This window comes from Streptomyces sp. NPDC048473, assembly GCF_043200155.1.
Taxonomy (GTDB): Bacteria; Actinomycetota; Actinomycetes; order Streptomycetales; family Streptomycetaceae; genus Streptomyces.
In genome coordinates, this window is record NZ_JBICXE010000001.1 from 495,093 (window position 1) to 519,646 (window position 24,554).

23 protein-coding genes are annotated in these 24,554 nt (G+C 69.2%); 16 read left to right on the forward strand and 7 right to left on the reverse strand.

Features of this window, described 5'->3' with window-relative positions:
• Nucleotides 1-175: 175 nt before the first annotated feature.
• Together ACGFU7_RS02300 and ACGFU7_RS02305 are read left to right on the forward strand one after the other, a co-directional pair.
• Nucleotides 176-376, forward strand: coding sequence for a hypothetical protein (locus ACGFU7_RS02300; RefSeq protein WP_114244165.1), 201 nt, complete (start codon nucleotides 176-178; stop codon nucleotides 374-376).
• Nucleotides 377-395: 19 nt separating this feature from the next.
• Entirely contained in the window at nucleotides 396-1,103 is a 708-nt protein-coding gene (locus tag ACGFU7_RS02305; protein WP_393691429.1) for a DUF4191 domain-containing protein, read from the forward strand.
• Nucleotides 1,104-1,236: 133 nt separating this feature from the next.
• On the opposite strand, the gene ACGFU7_RS02310 is transcribed toward ACGFU7_RS02305, so the two are convergent.
• On the reverse strand, nucleotides 1,237-1,704 hold the full coding sequence (locus ACGFU7_RS02310) for an RDD family protein (RefSeq protein ID WP_393691431.1): 468 nt from the start codon (nucleotides 1,702-1,704) through the stop codon (nucleotides 1,237-1,239).
• Nucleotides 1,705-1,958: 254 nt separating this feature from the next.
• On the opposite strand from ACGFU7_RS02310, the gene glnA reads away from it, so the two are divergent.
• The 3 genes from glnA (at nucleotide 1,959) to ACGFU7_RS02325 (ending at nucleotide 6,143) form a co-directional block, all read left to right on the forward strand.
• Nucleotides 1,959-3,368: a type I glutamate--ammonia ligase gene (glnA, locus tag ACGFU7_RS02315; RefSeq protein ID WP_393691433.1), complete on the forward strand. Its 1,410-nt coding sequence runs from the start codon at nucleotides 1,959-1,961 to the stop codon at nucleotides 3,366-3,368.
• Nucleotides 3,369-4,020: 652 nt separating this feature from the next.
• The gene (locus ACGFU7_RS02320; protein WP_393691435.1) at nucleotides 4,021-4,806 is read left to right on the forward strand and encodes a hypothetical protein; all 786 of its coding nucleotides are present in this window, start codon (nucleotides 4,021-4,023) and stop codon (nucleotides 4,804-4,806) included.
• A gap of 434 nt (nucleotides 4,807-5,240) precedes the next feature.
• Entirely contained in the window at nucleotides 5,241-6,143 is a 903-nt protein-coding gene (locus ACGFU7_RS02325) for a helix-turn-helix transcriptional regulator (RefSeq protein ID WP_393691437.1), read from the forward strand.
• A gap of 259 nt (nucleotides 6,144-6,402) precedes the next feature.
• Here the strand turns inward: ACGFU7_RS02325 and ACGFU7_RS02330 are convergent, their stop codons facing one another.
• On the reverse strand, nucleotides 6,403-6,885 hold the full coding sequence (locus ACGFU7_RS02330) for a hypothetical protein (protein WP_393691439.1): 483 nt from the start codon (nucleotides 6,883-6,885) through the stop codon (nucleotides 6,403-6,405).
• 113 nt (nucleotides 6,886-6,998) lie between these two features.
• Between ACGFU7_RS02330 and ACGFU7_RS02335 the strand changes: the two genes are divergently transcribed.
• A complete protein-coding gene (locus ACGFU7_RS02335; protein WP_393691441.1) occupies nucleotides 6,999-7,514 on the forward strand; it encodes a hypothetical protein in 516 nt (171 codons plus the stop codon).
• Nucleotides 7,515-7,583: 69 nt separating this feature from the next.
• On the opposite strand, the gene ACGFU7_RS02340 is transcribed toward ACGFU7_RS02335, so the two are convergent.
• Nucleotides 7,584-7,853, reverse strand: a complete 270-nt coding sequence (locus ACGFU7_RS02340) for a hypothetical protein (RefSeq protein WP_093897585.1) — start codon at nucleotides 7,851-7,853, stop codon at nucleotides 7,584-7,586.
• 120 nt (nucleotides 7,854-7,973) lie between these two features.
• Between ACGFU7_RS02340 and ACGFU7_RS02345 the strand changes: the two genes are divergently transcribed.
• On the forward strand, nucleotides 7,974-8,333 hold the full coding sequence (locus tag ACGFU7_RS02345) for an arsenate reductase family protein (protein ID WP_393691443.1): 360 nt from the start codon (nucleotides 7,974-7,976) through the stop codon (nucleotides 8,331-8,333).
• Nucleotides 8,334-8,352: 19 nt separating this feature from the next.
• Here ACGFU7_RS02345 and ACGFU7_RS02350 read toward each other — a convergent pair whose 3' ends face one another.
• Entirely contained in the window at nucleotides 8,353-8,622 is a 270-nt protein-coding gene (locus ACGFU7_RS02350; RefSeq protein ID WP_393691445.1) for an alpha/beta fold hydrolase, read from the reverse strand.
• A 332-nt stretch (nucleotides 8,623-8,954) separates the two neighbouring features.
• Entirely contained in the window at nucleotides 8,955-9,866 is a 912-nt protein-coding gene (locus ACGFU7_RS02355; protein WP_393691447.1) for a Gfo/Idh/MocA family protein, read from the reverse strand.
• A gap of 207 nt (nucleotides 9,867-10,073) precedes the next feature.
• Between ACGFU7_RS02355 and ACGFU7_RS02360 the strand changes: the two genes are divergently transcribed.
• The 6 genes from ACGFU7_RS02360 to ACGFU7_RS02385 all read left to right on the forward strand — a co-directional run bounded on the left by ACGFU7_RS02360 (nucleotide 10,074) and on the right by ACGFU7_RS02385 (nucleotide 16,650).
• Nucleotides 10,074-11,573: a hypothetical protein gene (locus ACGFU7_RS02360; RefSeq protein ID WP_393691449.1), complete on the forward strand. Its 1,500-nt coding sequence runs from the start codon at nucleotides 10,074-10,076 to the stop codon at nucleotides 11,571-11,573.
• Nucleotides 11,570-12,745 carry a hypothetical protein gene (locus tag ACGFU7_RS02365; RefSeq protein ID WP_393691451.1) on the forward strand — a complete coding sequence of 392 codons (1,176 nt, stop codon included), beginning with the start codon at nucleotides 11,570-11,572 and terminating at the stop codon, nucleotides 12,743-12,745. Before ACGFU7_RS02360 ends, ACGFU7_RS02365 begins: the two co-directional genes overlap by 4 nt.
• A gap of 102 nt (nucleotides 12,746-12,847) precedes the next feature.
• Nucleotides 12,848-13,882, forward strand: a complete 1,035-nt coding sequence (gene glnII, locus ACGFU7_RS02370) for a glutamine synthetase (RefSeq protein WP_393691453.1) — start codon at nucleotides 12,848-12,850, stop codon at nucleotides 13,880-13,882.
• Between the two features lie 71 nt (nucleotides 13,883-13,953).
• Nucleotides 13,954-14,727 carry a hypothetical protein gene (locus tag ACGFU7_RS02375; protein WP_393691455.1) on the forward strand — a complete coding sequence of 258 codons (774 nt, stop codon included), beginning with the start codon at nucleotides 13,954-13,956 and terminating at the stop codon, nucleotides 14,725-14,727.
• Between the two features lie 50 nt (nucleotides 14,728-14,777).
• Complete coding sequence (locus ACGFU7_RS02380; RefSeq protein ID WP_393691457.1) at nucleotides 14,778-15,689, forward strand: DUF6891 domain-containing protein; 912 nt, start codon at nucleotides 14,778-14,780, stop codon at nucleotides 15,687-15,689.
• A 340-nt stretch (nucleotides 15,690-16,029) separates the two neighbouring features.
• Entirely contained in the window at nucleotides 16,030-16,650 is a 621-nt protein-coding gene (locus tag ACGFU7_RS02385) for a winged helix-turn-helix domain-containing protein (RefSeq protein WP_393691459.1), read from the forward strand.
• A gap of 75 nt (nucleotides 16,651-16,725) precedes the next feature.
• Here the strand turns inward: ACGFU7_RS02385 and ACGFU7_RS02390 are convergent, their stop codons facing one another.
• The gene (locus tag ACGFU7_RS02390; RefSeq protein ID WP_393691461.1) at nucleotides 16,726-18,870 is read right to left on the reverse strand and encodes an MMPL family transporter; all 2,145 of its coding nucleotides are present in this window, start codon (nucleotides 18,868-18,870) and stop codon (nucleotides 16,726-16,728) included.
• A gap of 269 nt (nucleotides 18,871-19,139) precedes the next feature.
• Here ACGFU7_RS02390 and ACGFU7_RS02395 point away from each other — a divergent pair, with 269 nt between their 5' ends.
• Together ACGFU7_RS02395 and ACGFU7_RS02400 are read left to right on the forward strand one after the other, a co-directional pair.
• A complete protein-coding gene (locus ACGFU7_RS02395; RefSeq protein WP_393691463.1) occupies nucleotides 19,140-20,408 on the forward strand; it encodes a sensor histidine kinase in 1,269 nt (422 codons plus the stop codon).
• A complete protein-coding gene (locus ACGFU7_RS02400; protein WP_393691465.1) occupies nucleotides 20,393-21,040 on the forward strand; it encodes a LuxR C-terminal-related transcriptional regulator in 648 nt (215 codons plus the stop codon). Before ACGFU7_RS02395 ends, ACGFU7_RS02400 begins: the two co-directional genes overlap by 16 nt.
• On the opposite strand, the gene ACGFU7_RS02405 is transcribed toward ACGFU7_RS02400, so the two are convergent.
• A complete protein-coding gene (locus tag ACGFU7_RS02405) occupies nucleotides 21,037-22,707 on the reverse strand; it encodes an alpha-L-fucosidase (RefSeq protein WP_393691467.1) in 1,671 nt (556 codons plus the stop codon). The genes ACGFU7_RS02400 and ACGFU7_RS02405 overlap by 4 nt on opposite strands.
• Nucleotides 22,708-23,044: 337 nt before the next feature.
• Between ACGFU7_RS02405 and ACGFU7_RS02410 the strand changes: the two genes are divergently transcribed.
• A complete protein-coding gene (locus tag ACGFU7_RS02410; RefSeq protein WP_393691469.1) occupies nucleotides 23,045-24,523 on the forward strand; it encodes a DUF1996 domain-containing protein in 1,479 nt (492 codons plus the stop codon).
• Nucleotides 24,524-24,554 lie beyond the last annotated feature (31 nt).

Below are 24,554 nucleotides of genomic sequence, written 5' to 3' on the forward strand. Positions count from 1 at the left end.
CCGAGCAATGATGCTGGGTGCACACGGCGCAGTGACTCCGCGGGTCGCTGCCACCCCTGCTTCCCGCACCCAGCGCACGCCACCCACTTCGCGCAACGCAGTCCCGGGCAGCTCGGCCCGGGCAGCTGAGTCCACGCAACTCAGTCCGCACATCCGCTCCGAGGAGATTTCCACGATGCAGGCCGTGCCGGTTCGCGCCACCGCCATCCCTTCCGTCACCGATGCTCTCCGTGCCGTCGAGTCGCTGCTGCTGAGCAGCGGCCAGCGCACCGCCCGCCGTAACGCCTGGACTGCCGTCCTGGAGGACCGGCGCCGGGCCAAGGACCGGGTCGAGACCGAGTACGTACTGGAGGCCGCGGCCGACCACCGTTCCTGAGCCACGTAAACTTCTGTACATGGCGAGGAAGGCAAACACTGAAGGCGCGGACAGCGCCGAGAACGCGGGGCGGCTCAAGCAGATCGCCCTGACCTACAAGATGACCAGGCGGACCGACTCCAAGATCGGTCTTGTCGTCGCGGGTGTGGGAATCGTCACCTTCGGTGTCCTCCTCGCGGTCGGTTTCCTGATCGACCACCCGATCTATGTGGGCATCCTGGGCTTCGTACTGGCCCTCCTCGCGATGGCGATCGTCTTCGGACGGCGTGCCGAGCGCGCTGCCTTCGGGCAGATGGAGGGACAGCCGGGCGCTGCGGCGGCAGTGCTGGACCGGGTGGGCCGTGGCTGGACCACGACCCCTGCGGTCGCGATGAACCGCAGCCAGGACGTCGTCCACCGTGCCGTGGGCAAGGCGGGCATCGTGCTGGTCGGCGAGGGCAACGCGAACCGGGTGAAGCTGCTGCTCGCGGCCGAGAAGAAGAAGATGGCGCGCATCCTGGTCGACGTACCGGTGCACGACATCGTCGTCGGCAACGACGAGGGCCAGGTGCCGCTCAAGAAGGTGCGCACCAAGATGCTGAAGCTGCCGCGCGTCCTGACCGGCCCGCAGGTGACGGCCGCCAATGACCGGCTGCGCGCGATGGGTGACCTGATGAGCAACATGCCGCTGCCCAAGGGCCCGATGCCGAAGGGCATGCGGATGCCGCGCGGCGGAAAGATGCGCTGACGCCTCCGCCGTACATATCCACTGCACGTACGAAGAGGGCGGGTTGCGAACCGGTTCGGTTCGCAACCCGCCCTCTTCTCGTTCCGTCTTCGGTATCCGTCTTCGGTATCCGTCTTCGGTATCCGTCTTCGGCTCAGATACGGACCTGAACGGCGCGGGCCAGCCGGTCGTGCAGGCCGCGGCCGTCGCGGTCCCAGACCAGGGCCGGAATCGCCAGGCACAGCAGCACGCTCCGGACGATCACCCGCCCGAAAGTGAGCCGGCCACCGTTCTCGGAGACGATCCTGATGCCCAGGAGGCGCTTGCCGGGCGTGCAGCCGATGGTCCCGACGGTGAGCACACTCAGTACGAGAAAGACGCCGAGCGCCCAGTTCCCGGCCGTCTGCTGGTCACCGCGAGCGAACAGCCCGTATGCGATCACCAGGCACAGGGCCCAGTCGATGAAGAGCGCACCGAAGCGCCGGCCGAGCGGCGCCACGGATCCCGGCCCGTGCTCGGGCAGACCGAGCCGCTTGCCCCGGTGGCCGAAGTCGGCCCCCATCTCCTCGGCGGCCGCGCGCGGCCCGGAGAGCCACGATCCGATTGCTTGCCTATTGTCCACCCGACCACGGTACTGCGCCCGCCCGCGCGCCCTGCCGGGCGGGGGGCGGCTGCGGGCTCCCGCCCGGCAGGGACAAGGGCCCCGGACCGGCCACGAGATGCCGCTCGCACCCGGCTCGGTTAACTTCTGCGAAACAAATGGGTCATGCTTGAGAAATCCGGTCTGCCTATGGTCGGGTCCAGCGTGTGCCACCGCACTGGCCGCACCACGAGCTACAACCCCGTCCCTCCCGGGCCGGGAGTAGGAGGAGTTGGATGTTCCAGAACGCCGACGACGCGAAGAAGTACATCGCCGACGAAGACGTCAAGTTCATCGATGTCCGGTTCTGCGACCTGCCCGGTGTGATGCAGCACTTCACCATCCCGGCGGCAGCCTTCGACCCGACCGAGGAGCTCGCCTTCGACGGCTCGTCGATCCGCGGCTTCCAGGCCATCCACGAGTCCGACATGGCGCTGCGCGCGGACCTGTCGACCGCTCGCGTCGACCCGTTCCGCCGCGACAAGACCGTCAACATCAACTTCTTCATCCACGACCCGATCACCGGCGAGCAGTACAGCCGTGACCCGCGGAACGTGGCCAAGAAGGCCGAGGCGTACCTCGCCTCCACCGGCATCGCCGACACCGCGTACTTCGGCCCCGAGGCCGAGTTCTACGTGTTCGACAACGTCCGCTTCCAGACCTCGGCGAACGAGTCCTTCTACCACATCGACTCCGAGGCCGGCGCCTGGAACACCGGTTCGGAAGACAACAACCGCGGCTACAAGGTCCGTTACAAGGGCGGCTACTTCCCGGTCCCGCCGGTCGACCACTTCGCCGACCTGCGTGCCGAGATCTCCCTGGAGCTGGACAAGAACGGCCTCCAGGTCGAGCGCCAGCACCACGAGGTCGGCACCGCGGGCCAGGCCGAGATCAACTACAAGTTCAACACGCTGCTCGCCGCGGCCGACGACCTGATGCTCTTCAAGTACATTGTGAAGAACGTCGCCTGGCGCAACGGCAAGACCGCGACCTTCATGCCGAAGCCGATCTTCGGCGACAACGGCTCGGGCATGCACGTCCACCAGTCCCTGTGGGCCGGCGGCGACCCGCTGTTCTACGACGAGCAGGGCTACGCGGGCCTCTCGGACATGGCCCGCTACTACATCGGCGGCATCCTCAAGCACGCCCCGTCGCTGCTGGCCTTCACCAACCCGACGGTGAACTCGTACCACCGCCTGGTCCCCGGCTTCGAGGCCCCGGTCAACATGGTGTACTCGCAGCGCAACCGCTCGGCCGCCATGCGTATCCCGATCACGGGCTCGAACCCGAAGGCCAAGCGCGTCGAGTTCCGCGCCCCGGACCCGTCGTCGAACCCGTACCTCGCCTTCTCCGCTCTGCTGATGGCGGGCCTGGACGGCATCAAGAACAAGATCGAGCCCGCCGAGCCGATCGACAAGGACCTGTACGAGCTGGCTCCCGAGGAGCACGCGAACGTCCAGCAGGTCCCGACCTCCCTCCCGGCCGTCCTGGAGGCGCTGGAGGCGGACAACGAGTATCTGCAGGCCGGCGGCGTCTTCACGTCCGACCTGATCGAGACGTGGATCGACTTCAAGCGGACCAACGAGATCGCCCCGATCCAGCTGCGCCCGCACCCGCACGAGTTCGAGCTGTACTTCGACCTCTAGAAGGCGATGTCGGCCTCGCTGGGCCCCCGCGGCGGGCGGCGTCCAGCATGGTCGCGTCCGCTGCGGCCCCGGCAACTTTCAGTCGGGTGAGCCGCACCGTGACGGTTAAGGAGAACAGGCCGGGATCGCTCCCGGCCTGTTCTGCGTTCTGTGCCGGGCCAGGTGGGCGCCGATGGCCCGAGTCGGGCCCCGCAGTTCGTACCCGGAGAGGTTACGGTCGGCCGGCGGCGACAATGTCCGGCCGCAGGGAAGCCGGCAGCCGACGGACGAGCCGGTACTCGCCGGACCATGAACCCGAACTCCCGCGCATGGGCAAGGGTGTCGGGGATGTCCGGCGGTGCCGTCCCAGGCGACCAACCGGAGACCGGTTCGGACGCGAACGCGCCCGAGACCGCCGTCCAGATCAAGCGTCGCCGCACCGGCCGCCGCACCGGCTCCGTATCAGTCCTGCCGTGTTACGGGATACTCCGCTGATCGAACGTCCGCCCAATTGAATATGGGGGCACGGAATTTACCGCCCCCAGAACCTGAGGCTTCGCAACCGCACGAGATAAACCTGACACTGCCACTCCTAGGATGAGCGGTCTCTTGTTGCCCATCAGCCCTCATGCAACGCTTTTCCTTGCACGGACCCACCACAAAGGGGAATCTCATGCAAGGAAAGAAGCGAATTCTCGCCCTGGTCGGCGTCCCGCTGGGTGCGTCGCTCGCGCTGGCACCAGCAATCTCCGCCGAGGCGCACGCCGCAACTCCTAGCAAGAGTGCAGCGTCGGGGGCCGCTTCACTGCCTTCGATCGCTCCGACAGCCTCCTGTTCGGCTTCCGGAATCGAAGGCCCGAATGAGAGCGCGACTCTGACCGGCTCCGGTTTCACCGCTGGGCAAACCGTCTCCTTCATCAGCGGGAAGCGCACGATCGCGACTGCGACGGCCACCGCCGCTGGAGCGGCCTCCGCGGTGGCAGTAGTCAAGGCTGACGACGCCATTACAGCCCAAGAGGGCGCGAACCAACAAGGGTGCCTGAACCTTGTCAAGCCGAGCGCAACGTCGAACGCAACAGTTCCTCCGGGCACCGGCACGGTTCCGGGCACAGCCGCTGATCGGGAGCAGGCGCTCGCCGCCGGGGAGAACGACGGCGACGCAACGTGCAGGCAGAAGGTCGACCAGTTCAAGCTGAACTCCGACAAGAGCGCGGCATTCCGGGCGGATTACGCCACCGGATTCAACAACAAGGTGGCAGCCACCACCGGCTGCGCGCAGATGCTGGCGCAGCTTCGGTCTGGAGTCCCGGCCACGCAGACTCCAAGCCAAACCCAGGGCCAAACCCAGGGGCAGGGTCAGGGCCAAACCCAGGGCCAGGGCCAAACCCAGGCCCAGGGTCAGGGCCAGGGCCAGGGCCAGGGCCAGGGTCACCGCGACGGAGGGCGCGGGAACCGCTGATCTCAACCCCGCACGAAGGGTCCGCCAGCTCGCTGCCGGGCCCTTTGTGGTGTCGCCGATGGGATTCTTCGGGGTTCGAACTCACGGAACGAAATGGCCGGTACACCCTCTATTTCTCTACGGTTGGTGACGCGCTGCTCGCGCTGCGACGAGTCGGAAGTGCGGCCGGCTTCCTGGCTCGATCTCGCAACCTGGACTCACGACCTGATCTCACACACGGCATGACGAGGGCCGCTGCCCCCACCTCAGGGCAGCGGCCCTCGTCATGCTGCCGCTGCGAACCGGGCGAGCGGGGGCGTGTACCGCAGGCCCGACGCCGCTTCCGCCGGCAGCACCACACGTGACAGAGCGCGCATCCAGAAACCGACTATCCTGGGAGCAGAGGTCCCCGGTAATAACCATCCGCAATAGTCGCCCAGCAGAGGGAACAACGGATGAATTACGACCAACGGCGAGCAGAGCTCGCGGACTTCCTCAGAACACGCCGGCTGGCTCTCCAGCCGGAAGAGGTCGGCCTTCCATCACGAACATCGCGGCGAACCCCCGGCCTGCGACGGGAAGATGTCGCCGACTTGGCGGGTATCAGCGCCTGCTGGTACGCCCGCCTTGAACAGGCCCGGAACATCCGGGTATCCAGCCACGTCCTCAATTCGCTGGCCGAAGCCCTTCGCCTCAACACCGAAGAGCGCAACTACCTGCTGGCCCTGGCGAACGAGGACTCCCGTTCAAGTGTGAGCGTTCCCGCGGACGGTGTATCTCCGGCTCTCCAGCGCATCCTGGACAGCCAGCATCCGCATCCGGCATTCGCTCTCGGTCCCCGTTTCAACATTCTCGCCTGGAACCAGGCCAGAACCGATGTCTACGGCGATCTGGCCAAAATCCCCCCTGAGCACCGGCATATGCTGTGGCTTTTCTTCGGCGGCTATATGCGCGAGCTGATTCAGAACTGGGAGCCGAGCGCCCGATCCGTACTGGCCGAATTCCGCGCGGCCACCGGATTGTACGTCCACGAACCATGGTTCACCACGCTGGTCCGCGACCTGAGTCAGAACAGCCCGGAATTCCTCAGATGGTGGCAGCAGCACGAAATCGAAAGGCACCACGTCACCGCTCGGGAAGTGAGTCATCCTTCTGTCGGCCGTATGGTGCTGGAGGAGAACGCGCTCATTGTCGACGACTGCTCGGACCGGCGGATCATTCTCGAGATCCCGCAACCCGGTACCGGCACCGAGAACAAGCTGACGGCGCTTTCCTGCCGGTCCCACCAGGCGCAGGCTCCGCCGTGGTCCGTACTTCGAAGGCCGGCCTCACGGGAACAGCGCAACAACCACTACTGACGGTGCTGCCCGGCAAGGATGCGGCCACGACGGCCGAGCAGCGCCGCCTGCTCTTGATGCTGTCGAATTCCCGGCGGACGTGCCGGCGGATCTCCCCTGCGGGGAACGGTCGCGGCTCCATGGTGTACGCGAGGTCGCCCTGTTCCCATCTGGCCACGGCTATCTCGTGCCAGGAGGCATGCGCGCGCACCTCCATGAGGATTCCCGGCATCTCCGGCTCCGAGAGAAGGTCCGCCCTGGTCCGCAGGATGTCGCGCGATCAGTGCCGCAGGGCCGTTCCCACCTCGGCCTTGATGTCGCCCGAGAGCTTGCGGTTGCTGCGGGCCTTGGCGTCCTTGGATGCTTTCGGACCGACGTCGTCGACCGTCACCACCACCGTGTCGAGCAGATTGCCGTTCGGGTCGCGGAAGTTGATCTGCACGGCGTACGACTTCGCCGAGTCGGCGCTGTTCGTCACGGTGACCTTCGCAGTGGCGCGACCGTCGGGGTCGGTGCTCGGTGTGCCCAGTTCGACGTCGCCTTTGGCGTTCACACCGCCCTTGAAGCCTTTCAGCTTCTCACCTGCGGCGGCTGTCGCCGAGGCCACCACGTCGGAGCCCATGGAGGCCACCGACGCCGCGGCGGACGCGGCCTTGGACGCCGTGCTGGAGGCGTTGCCGCCGTCGGAACAGGCGGGCGCCGTCGATATCACGGCAGTCGTCAGCAGTACGGCCCACAGACCTCGCGCGGCTTTCCTCGTCATCGTGCCTCCCAGTACTGGCCCATCGCCTCAGTCAAAGGGGCGGCGGGCGGGGCCGCATGCCGTGTACGCCGGACGGGTGATGGAACGGGCCGGAGCGGAGGTCGTACGTCAGGGTGCGGCTGCCCCGTGGAGTCGCGGCGTACCGGGCGACGGCCGAGTCCGGTGGCATGCGCGACCAGGACCCGGGCGGCGTCCCGGACCAGCCGTGGCACCAGCAGGACGGCCGGCCGGAGCCCCTCCGGCGGCGGCAGTGGCCCTGGGTGCTGCTGGTCGTCGTGCCGGTGCCGGCCGGTGGTGGTGCGGCCGTCGGGGTGGTCTCCGGTGAGTTGTCGAGGGAGGGGACGGAGCCCCTGCGGATCACGTACGAGGTCACCGGCACCGCCAAGGACGTCACGGTCACCTACCCCACCTGGCAGGACGGCTACCTGTCGACCGCGCGGCTGACGCTGAGGACGCTGCCGTGGACCGGGGAGCTGGAGACCAAGGGCTTCATGAACGGCGGCTCCTTCGCCGTCACGCCCGGGGAGTCGGGTGGCGAGGTCGCCTGCACCGTGACGGTCGACGACGGGACCGTCCGGACGGCCTCGGCGTCCGGGGCCTTTGCCACCGCCACCTGCAGTGGGTTCTGAGCGGGTGCTGTGTGCGTACGTACCGAAGCTCGTGCCCCCAAGGAGCACGAGCTTCGGCTGCGTCAGCCGTCAGCGGCCGTAGCGGATCAGGGCGCGGACCATGCGGCAGGTCGTGTCGGACGGCGGGTGGATGCCGATGCGCTCGGCAGTCGTACGTATCTTGTCGTTGGTCGCGGTCGACGGGTAGTAGACGCCCGTGTCGAGCAGGGCGATCGCCAGGCGCATGGCCTTCAGACGGCGATTGTGGGAGACGTACCACTCGCGGGGCCGGCCCGCGGGGAGCGGCTTCTTCTGCAGGGGCTTGTGGAGCGGCTTGGTCGTGACTGCGGCAACGGCCATGGGCAACCTCCTGGCACGGTCGTGAAACCCTCACGAACTACCTCTATTTTACGGCCCACCACTGACAATCGCCGCTGACCAGACGGGCTTTCGCGGCGCCCCTCCCGTACCGTCGGCCCCATGGAGATCTGGATCAATCCCGCCTGTTCCAAGTGCCGCAGCGCGGTGAAACTGCTCGATGCGGAGGGTGCCGAATACACCGTCCGCCGCTATCTGGAGGATGTGCCGTCGCCGGACGAGATCCGGGCCGTGCTCGACCGCCTCGGGCTGGAGCCGTGGGACATCACACGGACTCAGGAAGCGGATGCGAAGGAGCTCGGGCTCAAGGAGTGGCCGCGCGAGGCCGGTTCGCGGGAGCGGTGGATCTCGGCGCTCGCCGGGCACCCGAAGCTGATCCAGCGGCCGATCATCACGGCGGACGACGGAACCGCCGTCGTGGCACGGACGGACGAGGCGGTACGGGACTCCATGGGGCGCTGAGCACCCGGCACAGCGCGAGCTATCGGGTCAGCAGGAAGTCCTCGATCCTGCGGTTCAGTTCGGTGGTCGTCGGCTCGTGCAGCGGCAGGGTGTGGTGCGTCGCGCCGGGAATCGTCGCCGTCTGCGCGTGGGGGAGCAGCCGGGCCGCTGCGACGGCGACGCGGGCCGGGTCATGGGCCCGGCTGTGTCCGGCGAGCAGGATCAGGGTCGGTACGTCCAGTCCGCTCAGGGCCTCGGGTGCGGGGCGGGGTCCGGTGACGGGGCGGGCGGACGGGAAGTCGGCAGCCACGCAGTGCGGAACAGCTCGGCCACCTCAACCGCACCCGTGACGCGCGTGACCGGAGACGGGTGCTGTCGAGCGTGACGCCACGTGCGGTGGAGGTGGGCCGGTCCTTCTTCGGGCCGCTGATCGACAACACGGTGAATGTGCTGCGCGAATTCGACGAGAGCGAAACGGCCGCGGTCCGGCGCTTTCTGCACACCGCTCACCGGGCCGTCACGACACCTCCCCCGCCCACGCGGGGTACGGGCGGGGCGGTTGAAACAAATGGAGCTGTCTCTCCTGCGTAGGGACACGCACGCCCCCTCCCCGTCCGAGCCCCGCCCCCATGCTCCGTCCCCTTACACCCTCGCCTGCTTCTCCGCCTCGGCCAGCAGTTCCGTCAGGCGCAGGCCGAACCGGACGTCGCAGGGGTGCGGCTCCCCCGTGCGTACCGAGTCGATCAGGGCGTCCACCGCTGCCCGGAAGGAACCGACCGCGTCGCCCCACCGGGGCAGTGTGACGGTTCCCTGTTCGCCTCTGAGCTCGATCTCCGTGCCTACCGCGCCCACCGGGGCACCCAGTGCGAGCGTCACGGTGCTGGAGGCGCCGGAGGTGTGGCGGAGGATCAGGTGGGTGGTGTCGGACGGGCCATGGGCCGCGGTCAGGTGTGTCACGTCGCCCAGTACCGGGATCAGGACCGACAGGACGTGCGGGCCGACGTCCCAGAGGCCGCCCTTCTCGCGGCGCCAGGGCGAGGCGGCGTACTCGCTGGTCGCACCGGGGGCGAACAGCGCTCCGATCCACTCGGCGCGGGCGGTGAACCAGCCGTCCAGGGCGGCCTGTTCGGTGATCCAGGCGGATGTCTCGGCCGCGAACCGCAGGGTGCAGAAGACGACGGACGCGACCCCGGTCTGCTCGACGGCGCGGGCGACCTCGCGGGCTCCGGCGACGGTGGTCGCGACCGGCTTGTCCATCAGCAGATGGCGGCCGGTGGCCGCGGCGCGGGCGGCCAGCGGGGCCTGGATGTCGGGCGGCACAGCGAACGCGATGGCGTCGCTGGCCGCGAAGAGCTCGTCGAGGCCCTCCTCATCGGTGTACGCCGTGGTGCCGTGGGCGGCGGCCAGCGCGTTCGCGGCCTCGGGGCGTCGGCCCCACACGCCGCTCAGTGCGACGCCGGGGTGGGCGGCGAGGGCGGGGGCCTGGGTGTTCCGGGCCCAGGGGCCCGTACCGACGAGGCCGATACGCAGGGGGGTCGGGGGAAGTGTCGTCATGGGGCAAGTCTGCCGGTTCGCCGGGCCGCTCCTGTATTGAGTTGGCGGAGAGTGAGCTTCCTGGCTACGTTTGCGGTGCCGGCCGCGGGACTCCGGCGCGACTTCCGGGACTTGCCTATAAAGCAGTGATTTCGCTGTTCGCGCCCCCATTCCCCGGCCGGCGCTCCGCCCCTGCGTACGGCGGCGCGTGACACCACGGGGGAGACCATGGCGACCAGCACCGAGACCACTCGCACCGGGACCGGTGCCGACCTCGTCGCAGCCGAGGACGTACTCCTCTTCGTCAATGCGGCGATCACCGCGACCGGACAGCGCGAGTTCCGCTCGACCGCGTATCAGCAGCAGCTTTCGCTGGACTTCCTCCATGAGTACGTACGGGTCAACTACCGCCGGGTGTACGCCGCCGCGCTCGCCCTCGACATCAACGACCACAACGCCGTGCGCATCGTCCAGGGCCTGCTGGAGAGCGCCGCAGACACGACCGCCGAGGAGAAGCGCACCGAGGGCCGGCTGATCGCGGCCCGGCTGGCGAAGCTGCCGCCGCAGCGCGTGTACCGGCTGTTCCGGGTGCTGCGCGGGGCCAAGGTGAACAACCGGCGCACCCGCGCGATCATGCGCGACTGGCTGGCCGCCCGGCCGGATCCGGCGCACGACGCCGTGAAGTACCGCGCCGGTCTGAAGACCGCCGCCCGCCATGTCCACCTCCGGTTCGACGGGCCCGGTGAGCCCGGCGAGATCGGGGACTTCCTGTTCCGGCCGGGGCGGCGGGCGCGCTACCGGCACCAGCTGCTCGACGCGTGGCGGCGCGCCCACTACGAGCAGGGTGCCGTCGACGAGCTGCCGTTCACCGTCGCCGAGGGCTTCGCCGCCCGGCACGGGATGAAGCGCGAGGTGTTCCTGGAGCGGATGGTGCCCCGGATGACCCGGCTGGAGCGGCTGCGGACCCAGGGACGGCGCAGCGCCGGAAACGAGGTGCGGCTGCCCACGGATGTCGACCTGACCGTGATGCCGCTGACCCGGCTCACCCTGTACGTCCTGTCGCTCGGCTTCGAGGTGCGGCGGCTCCACCGCAAGGAGCTGACGCATGCTCTGCGGACCGCCGCCCGCCGTGCGGCGGGCCCGCATGCCGGGAGCTGGGGCAAGGTCGCCGCCGTGCTGGACGACAGCTACTCGTCGTCCGGGTCGGGCCAGAAGCGGCGTCGTCCGCTCGCCGTGGCGCTGGCCTGCCACTTCCTGCTGGAGGCGCTGGCCGCGCCGGGGGCGTACACCCCGCTGTGGACCTCGGGCGGCACCGATCCGCTGCTGGTCAGGCCCTGGGGCCCGACCCCGCTCGGCACCCGCGTACTGGACGCCCTGGAGCACGGCCCGGACCGGCTGGTCATCGTCTCGGACGGCTGGGACAACGCGCCGCCCGGACTCGCGGGCGAGGTGCTGCGGGTGTGGCGGACCCGGCTCGATCCGGACCGGCGAACTGCTGTGGTGCATGTGAACCCCGTATACGACGCGGACGGTTTCGACGTGCGGCGCCTCGCGCCGGGCGTGCCCACGGCCGGGATCCGGGACGCGGAGGATCTGCCGGCGCTGGTGGAGATCGCACAGTTCGCCGAGGGACGTACGGGACCGGCGGCCCTGTACGCCTATCTGGACCGGCAGGTCGCACGTTTCATGAGTTCCGTGACTGAGGAGAAGGCGGGAGCCGCATCGTGAACAGGCTCGAACTGTCCGGGCTCACCACCCGCCCCGCCCAGGTGTGGGGCGGCATCCGGCTGGTACCGCTGGTGCGTGAGATGCCGGTCGAGGGGCTTCGGCTGCACCGGGAGATCTACACGGGTCATGGGAACGGCGTCGTGGACGTCGGTCCGCGCACGCACTACACCTCGTACATCCCGCACGGCTTCGTCGCCGACTGGTCCGGCGAGGGCGCCCAGTCCGCCGCGTACGGTACGCAGCTCGGCACCGGCGCCGGCCCGGGCGCTTCGCCCGGCAACCCGCCGCCCCGGACCGCGCGGCTCCAGCGCAACCGTCACCATCGCATGGCCAAGCGGCAGCCGGGCGACCGGCTGCGCTTCCTGCCGCTGCACCTCGCGATGGAGGGCTATCTCGCCCTGCACTTCGGCGGCCCCGCCATCGCCTGGGAGGAGTGGTCACGGCAGGCGCTGCGCGACGGGCTTTCGCCGCGTGCCGAGGACGCGTACATGGGGTGGTCGGTGCGCGGGCTCGGCGACGCGCTGCGGGCCTTCGAGATCCATCCCGGCCAGTGCGGGGTGATGGTGTACGCGGCCGACGCGCTCGCCGCCGCCTTCGTTGTGCCGCACCCGGAGGACTACCGCCTGCTGCACCCTTCGCTCGTGCAGGATCTGTACGGGGAGCTGGTCCATCAGTACGCCCTGTACGGCGCGCCGGTGGCGGAGTTCGCGGCGCGGATCCCCGACGGACCGCATCTGCGGACGCTCGCCGGTCTGCGGGCGGCGGCACGGGCGCAGGAGCAGGAGTGGGCCGAGGCGCACGACACCCTGTTCGCGCGTGAGCTGACGACCACCCCGTACGCCTTCGACCGGGTGTACCGGATGGGCTCGTTCACGCTGTGGCGGTTCCTGCCTCCGTTCCTGCGCAACGGGGAGGGCCAGCACATCGGTGAGACGATCACCGATCACAAGGGGCAGGTCGCGTATCTGAAGACGTTCCGGCTGTCCGAGGCCCAGATCAGGCGCGGGCATCTGCTGCACCGGCTCTCCGACGCGGACTGGCGGCTCGCGCAGGCGGCCGTGGCGCTGGGCACCAGTGAGGAGGAACTGGTGCGCCGGATCCGCGCCGCCGGTTTCGAGTCGTTGCTCAGGGCCCGCGTACACCCCCACGTAGAACGCAGGAAACCTCGGTAACACGGGGTTCACATTCGGGCAACGGACGGGAAATCGCGTTTTGCGAAGCTGCGCTGCACAGACCGGACCGCAGCACCGCAACACCCGCAAAGGATGGCTTCCGTGACGTTCAAGGCTGAGTACATCTGGATCGACGGTACCGAGCCGACCGCCAAGCTCCGTTCGAAGACGAAGATCATGGCCGGGAGTCCGTCGCAGGATGTGGCCGAGCTGCCGATCTGGGGCTTCGACGGTTCGAGCACCAACCAGGCCGAGGGCCACGCCTCCGACCGGGTGCTGAAGCCGGTCTTCACGTGTCCGGACCCCATCCGCGGCGGCAACGACGTGCTCGTCCTGTGCGAGGTCTTCAACATCGACATGACGCCGCACGAGTCCAACACCCGTGCCGTGCTGCGCCCGGTCGCCGAGCAGTTCGCCGGCCAGGAGCCGATCTTCGGCATCGAGCAGGAGTACACCTTCTTCGACGGCCACCGCCCGCTCGGCTTCCCCGAGGGCGGCTTCCCGGCCGCGCAGGGCGGCTACTACTGCGGTGTCGGCGCCGACGAGATCTTCGGCCGCGAGATCGTCGAGAAGCACCTCGACAACTGCCTGAAGGCGGGCCTCGGCATCTCCGGCATCAACGCCGAGGTCATGCCCGGCCAGTGGGAGTTCCAGGTCGGCCCGCTGGCCCCGCTGGAGGTCTCCGACCAGCTGTGGATCGCCCGCTGGCTGCTGTACCGCACCGCCGAGGACTTCAACGTCTCCGCGACCCTCGACCCGAAGCCGGTCAAGGGCGACTGGAACGGCGCCGGTGCGCACACCAACTTCTCCACCAAGGCGATGCGCGAGGGCTACGACGCGATCATCACCGCGTGCGAGTCGCTGGGCGAGGGCTCGAAGCCGATGGACCATGTCAAGAACTACGGCGCGGGCATCGACGACCGTCTGACCGGTCTGCACGAGACCGCTCCGTGGAACGAGTACAGCTACGGCGTCTCCAACCGCGGCGCCTCGGTCCGTATCCCGTGGCAGGTCGAGCAGGACCAGAAGGGCTACATCGAGGACCGCCGCCCGAACGCCAACGTCGACCCGTACGTCGTCACGCGGCTGATCGTCGACACCTGCTGCACCGCGCTGGAGAAGGCCGACCAGGTCTGATCCCGTTCCGTCGTCCGCGAGGGGGCGCCCACCCGGCCGGGTGGGCGCTTCCTCGTCGTAGCATCACGCGCATGCCGAGGCGACTGGACGAGCTGGACGACGTGGACTGGGCGTCGTTCGAGCACGCCTACGGCCCTGCCGACGACGTCCCCGAGCTGCTGAGCGACCTCGCGTCGGACAACGCGCAGACCCGGGGCGAGGCCGTGTACGAGCTCTTCGGCACTGTCTGGCACCAGCACTCGGTCTTCGGGGCGACCGTCGTCGCCGTACCGTTCCTCGCGCAGCTCGCCCGCACCGCACCCGGCCATCGCAGCGATCTCCTCGGACTGCTCTCCCTGATCGCCCAGGGCAACGGCCGGGCCGCCCCCGCCGCCCGGCGTGCCGTCCTGGAGGAGCTCCCCGGGCTGCTCGCCCTCGCCCATGACCCGGGCCCGGATGCCGCCGCCGTCCGCTCACTGCTACGGCTGATCGCCGCCTTCGGTGATCTCGCGCTGCCCGTGATGCCGCTGCTGCGCCGCCTGTACGAGTCCGCACCGGACCCTGCCGTACGCGCCGACGCGCTGACCGCGATGGGGTACGTCGACGGGGCAACGCCCGCCCAGCGGAAGCGATGCGGCACCGGGCTCCACGACCCCGCGCCCGAACTGCGGCTGGCCGCTGCCCACTCGCTGCTCCGCACCGGGCAGCCGCCGTACGATCCGCAACTGGTCAGGGCGGCCGCCGAGGTGGTGGCGGTGCAGACCGAGGGGTTCGAGGGGCCGCTGTGGCCGGGGCGGACCATCCGCCTCGAACGCCGGGTACAGGAGCTGCTCGACGGAACACACGAGGAGCAGGGGAGCCGGTAACCGCTCCCCGGACCGGGCCCGTTGTCAGTGGCGTGTGCCAGGGTTGGCGCATGCTCGACATCAAGGTGGAGACCGAGAACTGGCAGACCCACACCCGTATTTCGGACCGGGCGCTGAGCGACCTGGTGTACCGGATCGGTGCGGACGGCGACCACTACCTGGTCGTACAGCGCATACCCGATCTTCCGGGCACCTTTGTGCAGGTGTGGCACGAACACGGGGGCGACTACCAGCTGGAACACCGCTCCGGTGGTCCCGCCACGCACTTCCGGGTGATGGTCGATTCGCCGGAGCGGGTCGCCGAGCTGATGACCCGCTGGGCGCGCCAGGAACCGGAGTGGGACGCGGGCACGGAGTGGGAGAGCGCCGGACTGCCGGAAGCGGAGCCTGTGCCCGACATTCCGGCGGAGATCCGGGAGCAGCTGGAGGAGCGGGTCCGGGTGCTGCTCCGCTGTGGATACGGGACGGTCAACGATCTCGCCGAGACGGCCGAGGACTACCTCGTGAAGGACGGTGTGCATCCGGTGACCCTGCCGCAGGCGCGGCAGCTGGTGGAGCGGCTGTGGCTGGAGCGGGTCGAGGAGCAGCGGCAGTGGTCGGATGTGACCGACGCGGACCGGCTGGAGAAGGCTTTCGCCGGGCTGGACGGGCGCGGGATCACGGCACGGGAGCATTTCGCCTGCTGCCGGTCGTGCGGGCTCAGCGAGATCCACGCCGCCGGGCAGGAGGATGCGCGCGGTTTCGTCTTCTTCCATCTGCAGTGCACGGAGAGCGCGGCGGCCGGGCACGGTCTGTCGCTGTACTACGGCGGGTTCGACGAGTCGGCACAGACGACCACCGCCGTGGGCCGGGAGGTCGCTGCGGCGCTGGGCGAGGCGGGGCTGACGGTGGAATGGGACGGTTCGCCGGACCAGGCGATCGAGCTGACCAACCTGGACTGGCGCAAGCGGCTCGTCGGTTGAGGCGGGCGGCGGCCCGTGGGCCGAGGCGGATGGCGGCTCATCGGTTACGGCAGCCCGGGGTGAGGAACGTAACGCAAAGCGTCCGTATCGACGAGTGAGAGAGGCCTGCTGCGCCGTCGCGTTCTCTGGTTCAATGGGGGCATGGCCAGCATCCAGTACACCTCGACAGGTCGCAGCGACCTCGAACCGTTCTGGCCGTCCCGTCAGCATCACGACTTCGACCGGGTGTGTTGCCGCGCGTTGAACGCGCGGGCCCTCTAACGCCGCTCACCCGGCCTTCGGTCCGCGCGCAAGCAAGTCCGTCCATCGACGACTCCTTCGCGCGAAAGAGCTGACCCTCATGGCGAACACTCGTACCTTCTCCGCCGCAGTCGCTGCCACCGCGGCGCCTTCGGCGACCGCTGCGGCCACCACCCCCGCCCGCTCCCTCTCCCCCAACCGCCACCGGCTGCGTGCCGTCGCCCCCGACGAGGTCGTCCAGCTGGCCGATGTGGCCGAGTTCCTGCCGCCGGGTGCCACCTGGCTGCCCGCACCCCAGCACACCGTTCCGGCGCTGCCGGGCCGGCCGCCGATGATCGGCTACCTGGTGCTCGTACCGGCCGATCAGCAGCCGGCCGTCACCGCGGCTGCCGCTGCGGCCGCCCAGTACATGGTGCCGTCGCCGGTGGAGGACCCGTCCGCGGGTCCGGTGCGCATCGACCCCGTACAGCGCACCGCTGCGGTGGACGGGAACACGCTCGACCTCACCTTCCTGGAGTTCGAGCTGCTCGCCCATCTGGTCGCGCACCCGCACCGGGTGCACACCCGCGACCAGTTGGTGACCACGGTCTGGGGCTACGGACATGTGGGCGACGGACGCACCGTGGACGTCCATGTCGCCCGGCTGCGCCGCAAGCTGGGCGCCGAGCACCGCCGGTCGATCCAGACGGTGCGGCGCGTCGGCTACAAGTACGCCCCCTGACGACACTGAAGGCGCATGAAAGCGGCCCTGGTCCGGTACGTACGGTGCCAGGGCCGCTTCGTGTGCCGGGTCCGGTCAGCCCCGTAGCCCCGACCCCACCGGGGCCTCGGCCGGCCCCGTCCCCCTGCCCGTCTCCGGCTCTCCGTGCTCCAGGCCCGGCAGTCGGGACAGCCCGCGCGGGGTCCGCCAGTTCCGCTCCCCCAGCAGCGCCATCACGGAGGGCAGCAGGATCATCCGTACGATCGTGGCGTCCAGCAGCACCGCGACGGCGAGGCCGACGCCCATCTGCTGCATGTCCTGCATCGACAGCGTCCCGAAGACCGCGAACACCGCGACCATGATCACGGCCGCACCGGTGACCGCGCCCGCCGTCCGCCGGATGCCCTCGTCGATCGCGGCCCGGGTGTGCAGACCGCGGTCGCGGGCCTCACGGATCCGGGAGACCACGAACACGTGGTAGTCCATGGAGAGTCCGAACAGGACGACCAGGACGAACAGCGGAATCCATGCCTCGATCGCGCCGACCCCCTCCGAGCCGATCAGCGAGGCCCCCCAGCCGTGCTGGAAGACGGCGACCATCACTCCGTACGCGGCGGCCACGGAGAACAGGTTGAGCAGGATCGCGGTCACGGCGATGACGTACGAGCGGAAGCAGAACAGCATCAGCAGGAAGGTCACCGCCGTGATGAAGGCGAAGACGGGGACGATGCCGCGCTTCAGCTGGTCGTTGAAGTCGACGGACCCGGCGATCTCCCCGGTGACGTACACCTGGGCCCCGGTCCCGTCGAACGCGGCGGGCAACCGCTCCTCGCGCAGCTCGGCAAGGCCGGCCTTGCCGTCGGGGAGCGGTACCTCGATCTCGGCGACGTTCTGCGCCTTGTGGACGGCCACCTTGTCGAAGCCGTCGAACGCCTTGCGCAGTGCGGGCGCCTCGATGTTGTCGGCCTTGACCACCACCCGCGCCGGAGCGGGGCCACCGGGGAAGCTCTCGTTGATGTGCCGGTAGGCGACCGACAGCTGCGAGTTGGAGCCGAACTGCTTCTCCAGGCCCAGCTGTTCGGTCTTCATGCCGAGGGCGGGCGCGGCCAGGGCGAGCAGTACGACGACCGAGGCGACCGCGAAGATCTTCGGCCTGGACAGGACGGGCTTCAGCACCGTGCCGGCGATCCCGCCGCTGGTGCGTGCGCGCCGGCTCCCTCGCCGGTTGAGGAAGGGCACGCGTCCCGCGTCGATCCGGTCGCCCAGCCAGGACAGCAGCGCGGGCAGCACCGTCACCGAGCCCAGCATCGCGATGAAGACCACGATGATCGTGGCGAGGGCGAAGCCCTTGAACAGCATCAGTCCGGACAGGAACATGCCGGCCATCGCGACCATGACCGTGAGCCCGGAGACGAGCACGGCCCGGCCGCTGGTCGCCGCCGCGATCCGCAGCGCCGTCTCGGCATCGCGTCCCGCCGCCCGCTCGTCGCGCTCGCGCCGCAGGTAGAAGAGGCAGTAGTCGACGCCGACGGCGAAGCCCATCAGGAACATCACGGAGTACGTGGTCTGGAACAGGTGCAGCTGGTGGCTGGCGAGCGACAGCAGTCCGAAGGCGGCCATGCACGCGGTCAGTGCCAGCCCGACCGGGAGCAGCGCCGCGACGACGGCGCCGAAGGCGACCAGCAGAATGCCCAGGGCCAGGGGCACGGCGGTGAACTCGGCCTTCTTGAAGTCCTCGGAGAGCAGGTCGCCGAGCCACTTCCCGGCGCTGGCCTCGCCGAACTGGTGGATGGTGACGTCGGGGTGGTGCGCGCGGACGGCGGACACGGCGTCGAGCACGGGCTGCACCCTGTCCGGCGCCGTCGCCGCGTCCCCCTTCATGTCAAAGGTGATCAGCGCGTCCTTGCCGTCCTCGGAAGGGATCGGCGCCGCGAGGTTCGCCACCTCGCCGGTCCTCCCGATGGCCGCGGAGACCTCGCGGGCGGCGCCCTGCCAGTCACCGGCCTTCGCGGTGGACACCATGACCAGCTCGCCGGCGGGCTGCCCCAGCCCGGCATCGTCCAGGATCTGCTCGGCCCGCGCCGAATCACCCGCGGCGTTCTCCGAGTCGGTCATCTCGACCAGACCGGATGCGCCGCCGATGCCCGTGGCGAGCACGACGAAGAGCAGCCAGCCGAGAATGGCGGTCTTGCGGTGGTGTGCGCTCCACACACCGATGCGTGCCGCGAGGTTGCGCCTCATGGCGTGTTCGCCCCCAGATGTCAGACAGAATTGGAAGGCAGTCGACGGCGAATGCGTCGCTGATGAATGCTGATGAATCTAGGAGCGGGGCGCCGCCCGCCCCAGCCGTCAGAACCCCCTCTCACGGAGCCGTAGGGCGAGGTCGGCGGGGTGGTGCTGGGTACACCCCTCCCGGGTGGCGAAACGGCTGACGCCCGGGGAGTCCGCCGGGTGAGACTGGCTGCGGACGGGCACTGCCACGAGGGCCCGGTGAGGGGAGACGGACCGAGATGAACGCGATACGGACCCGGGTACGGGGCGCACTGCTGGCCGCGGGGCGCGGACTCGTGCTGTCGATCGTCAGCCTGGCCGGGTCGATCACCCTCTTCGTGTGGGCGGTGCTCTCCATCGCCTTCATCCCGCTGGGCATCGGCCTGGTCACCACCCCCTACGTACTGGAGCTGGTCCGCAAGCACGCCAACCGGCGCCGGCTGCTCGCCGTCACCTGGTCCGACGTCCGCATTCCGGTCCCGTACCGGCCCTTCCCGAAGGATGTGCGCACCGGATTCACCGGACAGGTGGAGCGGACGACACTGATGCTGAAGGATCCGGCGACCTGGCGGGACATCCGGTGGCTGCTGGTCGACATGACGGCCGGCTATGCGGTGTCGATCGTGGCCGGCGCACTGCTGCTCTACCCGGTGGAGGGTTTCGTCCTGGCGGCGGGCCTGTGGCGGGTCTTCACCGACGACCGTTACTGGTACGCGTTCGTGCCGGTCGACAGCCAGGCGACGGGTCTTGCCGCCGCCGCGCTCGGTGTGGTGCTCTTCGCGACCGGCGTGCTGGTCAGCGAACGGCTGCTGCGGCTGCACTTCGTGATCGCCCGCGCGGTGCTGGCCCCCACCCAGGAGCAGGAGCTGGCCCGGCGCATCGACCGGCTGACCGAGACCCGGCACGAGGCCGTGGACACCGCCGCCTCCGAACTGCGGCGTATCGAGCGCGATCTGCACGACGGTGCGCAGGCCCGGCTGGTCGCCATGGGCATGAACCTGGGCACTGTGGAGGCACTCATCGAGAAGGACCCGGCGCGGGCGAAGAAGCTCCTGGCCATGGCCCGCGAGTCCTCCGCCGAGGCCCTCACGGAGCTGCGCGATCTGGTCCGGGGAATCCACCCGCCGGTCCTCGCCGAACGCGGACTCGGGGACGCGGTCAGGGCGTTGGCGCTGCGGCTGCCCTTCGAGTCGGAGGTCCAGGTGGAGCTGAGCGGCCGGGCTGACGCCGCGGTCGAGTCGGCCGCGTACTTCGCGGTGAGCGAGACGCTGACGAACGCCGCCAAGCACTCGGGGGCCGACCGTGTCTGGGTGGACATCCACCACGCGAACGCCATGCTGCGGGTCTCCGTCACGGACAACGGCAGGGGCGGTGCGGCGGTCGGATCCGGCTCGGGCCTGAGCGGAATCGAACGCCGACTCGGTACATTCGACGGCATCATGGCCGTCAGCAGCCCCGCGGGCGGTCCCACCATGGTGACCATGGAGATCCCTTGCGAGTTGTCCTAGCCGAAGATCTCTTCCTGCTGCGCGACGGCCTGGTCCGCCTGTTGGAGGCGTACGACTTCGAGATCGCGGCAGCCGTCGAGACCGGGCCCGAACTGACCCGGGCTCTAGCCGAGTTGGAGCCGGACGTCGCGGTCGTCGACGTCCGGCTTCCGCCGTCCCACACGGACGAGGGCCTGCAGTGCGCGCTGGCGGCCCGGCAGGCCAGGCCGGGGCTGCCGGTGCTCGTGCTCTCGCAGCATGTGGAGCAGCTGTACGCGCGCGAGCTGCTGGCGGACGGCATCGGCGGCATCGGCTATCTGCTCAAGGACCGGGTCTTCGACGCGGACCAGTTCATCGATGCGGTACGCAGGGTCGCCGCGGGCGGCACCGCGATGGACCCGCAGGTGATCTCGCAGTTGCTGTCGCGGCGCTCGCAGGACAAGCCGATGGGCGGGCTGACTCCGCGTGAGCTGGAGGTCATGGAGCTGATGGCGCAGGGCCGTTCGAACGCGGCGGTCGCCTCGCAGATGGTGATCACGGAGCGGGCGGTGGCCAAGCACACCTCGAACATCTTCGGGAAGCTCGGCCTGCCGCCGTCCGACGACGACAACCGCCGCGTTCTTGCGGTGCTCGCCTATCTGGACCGGGGCTAGCCGGCCGACGCGGCGCTCAGGTGCAGCGTCGTCGCCCCCAGATGCGGCGTGGCGCGGGACTCCAGCACCTTCACCCGTACCGCAGTGGCCGTGACCGGCGCGGCCAGGGACAGGATGCGGCGGTGGCCGATCGTCGTGCCCTCGGCAATCTGCTGCCAGGTCCCGCCGATCCGGGCCTCGACGGCGAACTTCTCCACCCGCTGCCCGTGCCGGATGTCCTCACGGACGGCGACCCGGTCGAAGGTGTACGGTGCCGGGCCCTGCTTGCGTACGTCGCTGCCGTAGATCCGGCGTACGTCGGAGCCGAAGGCGGTCAGTGACGCGACGTCGGCGTCGTCGATCCGGCCGTCCTTGTTGGGCGGGACGTTCAGCAGCAGGGAGGCGTTGCGGCCGACGCTCTTCTCGTACAGGTCCATCAACTGGGCCGGAGTCTTGGGCTGTTGGTCCGGGTGGTAGAACCAGCCGGGCCTGATGGAGACGTCCGCTTCGGCCGGGTACCACTGCAGATAGTTGACGGCCGGGTCGAGGATCTTGGCCCGGGAGCCGATGTCGGGGTCGGTCGAGTCGTTGGGGAGGCTGCCGAGCCCCGTCCACGGGTCGGTGATGTGCGGGGTGACGCTCCACTCGGTCTCGCGGGCGATGCCGCTTTCGTTGCCGACCCAGCGCACGCCCTGCGGGCCCTGGAAGACGACGGTGTTCGGCGACAGCGCCTTGACCATGTCGAACCACTGCTTGACGTTGTACTTCTGGGTGATGCCGGAGCCGGACCAGGGGTTGGCGCCGTCCAGCCAGAGTTCCTCGATCGGTCCGTACTGGGTGAAGAGTTCGTAGAGCTGGTTGAGGTAGTACGCGTCGTAGTCGTCGGCCATCACCTTGAAGGTGGGCAGCTTCCCGCGCTTGACGGCGGCGGCACGGTCGTCGCCGGGGACGAGGGTGGGGATGGTGCGTTCGGTGACCGCGCTTTCGTTGCCGAAGCGGCCCTCACCGGCCGGGGCGCGGTCGCCGTCCTCCAGGGCCATGCGCTCGGGCAGGCTGAGCGGCTTGCCCTCGGCCTGCTTCTTGCGGATCGTGTCGACCCACTGCGCATGCCAGGCGTGCGGGAGTTCGGCGCCGTCGGACGGCGAGAGATACAGCCCGACCTTCAGGCCTGCCTTGCGGGCGGCCTTCACATAGGCGGCCACGACATCGGGGCTGCCGGGGCTGAGCGCGACCGAGTGGTCGGTGTAGCGGCTCGGGTAGAGAACGAAGCCGTCGTGGTGCTTGGCGGTGAGCATGACCTGTTCGACACCGGCCGCCTTGTAGGCGCGCATCCACTGGTCGGCGTCGATGGCCTTGGGGGCGAAGAGCTTCTCGTCCTCCGTGCCGGATCCCCACTCACGGCCGGTGAACGTATTCATCCCGAAGTGCGTGAAGGCGGTGACCTCCCGCTGCTGCCAGGCGAGTTGGCCGGGCGTGGGGACGATGTTCGCGGCCTTCTCGATGATCCGGTCCGGGCCGTCGCAGGACTCGACGGTCATCTGCGAGGCGGGCTTCACGGGCCCGGTGCACGCGGCTCCCGGTGGCGCCGACTGCTGGTTCGCGGGCTGCTGCGCAATGGCCTGTACGGGGACGAGCGCGGCGGCCGCCGCCAGTGCGAGCGCACTGAGCACACGGGTACGTCGTGCCATGGTTCCCTCCCATTCCCGACCACCATTGGTCGGATCTCTTGGGTACCGACGTGCGCATGTTGCCGCACAGGAGGGCCCACGGGAAGAGTGCGACAACATACGTCCTATCTCTCGCCCCCAAAGTCCAAGCGCTGTCCACCCCGGCCGCGATCACGGCAGCCGGCGCCGTCGACGACGGGACATTCCAGAAATGGCGGCCTTCGCCTGAGAGCTGGTCATTCCATCCGGTTTACGGATGGAGCTTCCCACGAATTCCTCGACCGACTGAACGGACCGCGCGCCGGGGCCGTATGGAACATCACGCTTCTCCCTCGAAACAGAGGAGTTCAGGATTTCCATGGGACGCACATCGCGCAAGAAACGTTCGACGCCGGCCAACCGGGCGATTGTCGCCTCGGCCGCACTGATTCTGGGCGGGGGCGGTCTGGTCGCGCTCAATGTCCACGCATCGGCGGGAGAGGGATCTTCCGGCTCGCCTCCCGACCGGTCCTGGAATACGGGCCGCCAGATGTCCACCATCGACTGCCCCGACGTGGGAAACGAGCTTCCCGACGTGCCCGATCAGGCACGTGGTGAAGTCGACCGCGAACTCGCGGCGATGGACACCCAGATCACCGACGCCTATCAGCAATTCGCGGACCGCAAGGACGAGATCGCCAGAGATCCGGATCTCGCCGAGAATGCCGTGCTCGGTCCGCTGATGGACAAACGGACGGCAAGCATCGACCGCATCGCCACCGCCATCGAGCGCAACGCGGACCGCCCGGAGGAATTGGACGGGCTGGCCCCGTGCAGCCTGCGCGCCGACGACGGGAACCAGGACAGCCAGAACCAGGACGCATATGGCCAGGACGGCGGAGACCAAGCCGGCCAGGACCAGACAGGTCAGGATCAGACGGGCCAGGATCAGGCAGGTCAGCCCCCGGCCGGCAACGGCCCCGACGACTCCGACTTCGTCGACATCCGGTCCGTCCAACCCCATGCCGACACCCCCCGTCAACGCCGTGGCGCCTCGCGCGGCACGTTCATCACGGAATGCGGACGCAACGAGAACGGCAAATTCAACCCTGACAATGTCATCGTCGCGCCCGGAGTGAGCAATGGCGCTCACCATATGCACGATTACGTCGGCAATCAGGCAAACGACGCCTTTGCGGGCGACGACGACCTGGCCAAGGGCGACACCAGCTGCCGGAACCAGGGCGACAGATCCACGTACTACTGGCCCGTGCTGCGTCTGCAGAACGGGCAGGCCGAGAACGACGCGGACGCGGACGGCGGCGGCAAGGACCAGAACGTCGGGGAGATTCAGACCCCGTCGCAGGTCACACTGAAATTCATCGGCAGTCCCACCGGGAAGGTGACGGCCATGCCGCGCTTTCTTCGGATCATCACCGGTGACGCCAAGGCATTCACCAACGGGGACGCCAACGCCAATGCCTCATGGAGCTGCACCGGATTCGAGGACCGGCAGCTGAAGGACAAATATCCGATCTGCCCCAAAGGCAGCCAGGTGGTCCGTTCCTTCGCATTCCAGAGCTGCTGGGACGGCCGGAACATCGACAGCGCGAACCACCGCACCCATGTCTCCTTCGCGCAGGACGACGGCAGGTGCCCGAACGGCTTCCGGGCCATTCCCCAGCTGGTCCAGCGCATCGTGTACGCCGTTCCGCCGGGCCCCGGCTTCGCCGTCGACTCGTTCCCGGAGCAGCTGCACAAGCCCGTCACCGATCACGGCGACTTCATCAATGTCTTCGACGACAACCTGATGCAGAGGGTGGTCCGCTGCATCAACGGCGGCAGCAAGTGCCGCTGAGGCGGCTCCGGCAGCAGAAACCCGCCCTTCC

Coding starts and splice junctions, on each gene's coding strand:
- ACGFU7_RS02360 (WP_393691449.1), top strand. CDS start 10,074: ATGGCGACCAGCACCGAGACCACTCGCACCGGGACCGGTGCCGACCTC.
- glnA (WP_393691433.1), top strand. CDS start 1,959: ATGTTCCAGAACGCCGACGACGCGAAGAAGTACATCGCCGACGAAGAC.
- ACGFU7_RS02375 (WP_393691455.1), top strand. CDS start 13,954: ATGCCGAGGCGACTGGACGAGCTGGACGACGTGGACTGGGCGTCGTTC.
- ACGFU7_RS02380 (WP_393691457.1), top strand. CDS start 14,778: ATGCTCGACATCAAGGTGGAGACCGAGAACTGGCAGACCCACACCCGT.
- ACGFU7_RS02410 (WP_393691469.1), top strand. CDS start 23,045: ATGGGACGCACATCGCGCAAGAAACGTTCGACGCCGGCCAACCGGGCG.
- ACGFU7_RS02305 (WP_393691429.1), top strand. CDS start 396: ATGGCGAGGAAGGCAAACACTGAAGGCGCGGACAGCGCCGAGAACGCG.
- ACGFU7_RS02405 (WP_393691467.1), bottom strand. CDS start 22,707: ATGGCACGACGTACCCGTGTGCTCAGTGCGCTCGCACTGGCGGCGGCC.
- ACGFU7_RS02390 (WP_393691461.1), bottom strand. CDS start 18,870: ATGAGGCGCAACCTCGCGGCACGCATCGGTGTGTGGAGCGCACACCAC.
- ACGFU7_RS02330 (WP_393691439.1), bottom strand. CDS start 6,885: ATGACGAGGAAAGCCGCGCGAGGTCTGTGGGCCGTACTGCTGACGACT.
- ACGFU7_RS02345 (WP_393691443.1), top strand. CDS start 7,974: ATGGAGATCTGGATCAATCCCGCCTGTTCCAAGTGCCGCAGCGCGGTG.
- ACGFU7_RS02395 (WP_393691463.1), top strand. CDS start 19,140: ATGAACGCGATACGGACCCGGGTACGGGGCGCACTGCTGGCCGCGGGG.
- ACGFU7_RS02385 (WP_393691459.1), top strand. CDS start 16,030: ATGGCGAACACTCGTACCTTCTCCGCCGCAGTCGCTGCCACCGCGGCG.
- ACGFU7_RS02320 (WP_393691435.1), top strand. CDS start 4,021: ATGCAAGGAAAGAAGCGAATTCTCGCCCTGGTCGGCGTCCCGCTGGGT.
- ACGFU7_RS02340 (WP_093897585.1), bottom strand. CDS start 7,853: ATGGCCGTTGCCGCAGTCACGACCAAGCCGCTCCACAAGCCCCTGCAG.
- ACGFU7_RS02325 (WP_393691437.1), top strand. CDS start 5,241: ATGAATTACGACCAACGGCGAGCAGAGCTCGCGGACTTCCTCAGAACA.
- ACGFU7_RS02300 (WP_114244165.1), top strand. CDS start 176: ATGCAGGCCGTGCCGGTTCGCGCCACCGCCATCCCTTCCGTCACCGAT.
- ACGFU7_RS02355 (WP_393691447.1), bottom strand. CDS start 9,866: ATGACGACACTTCCCCCGACCCCCCTGCGTATCGGCCTCGTCGGTACG.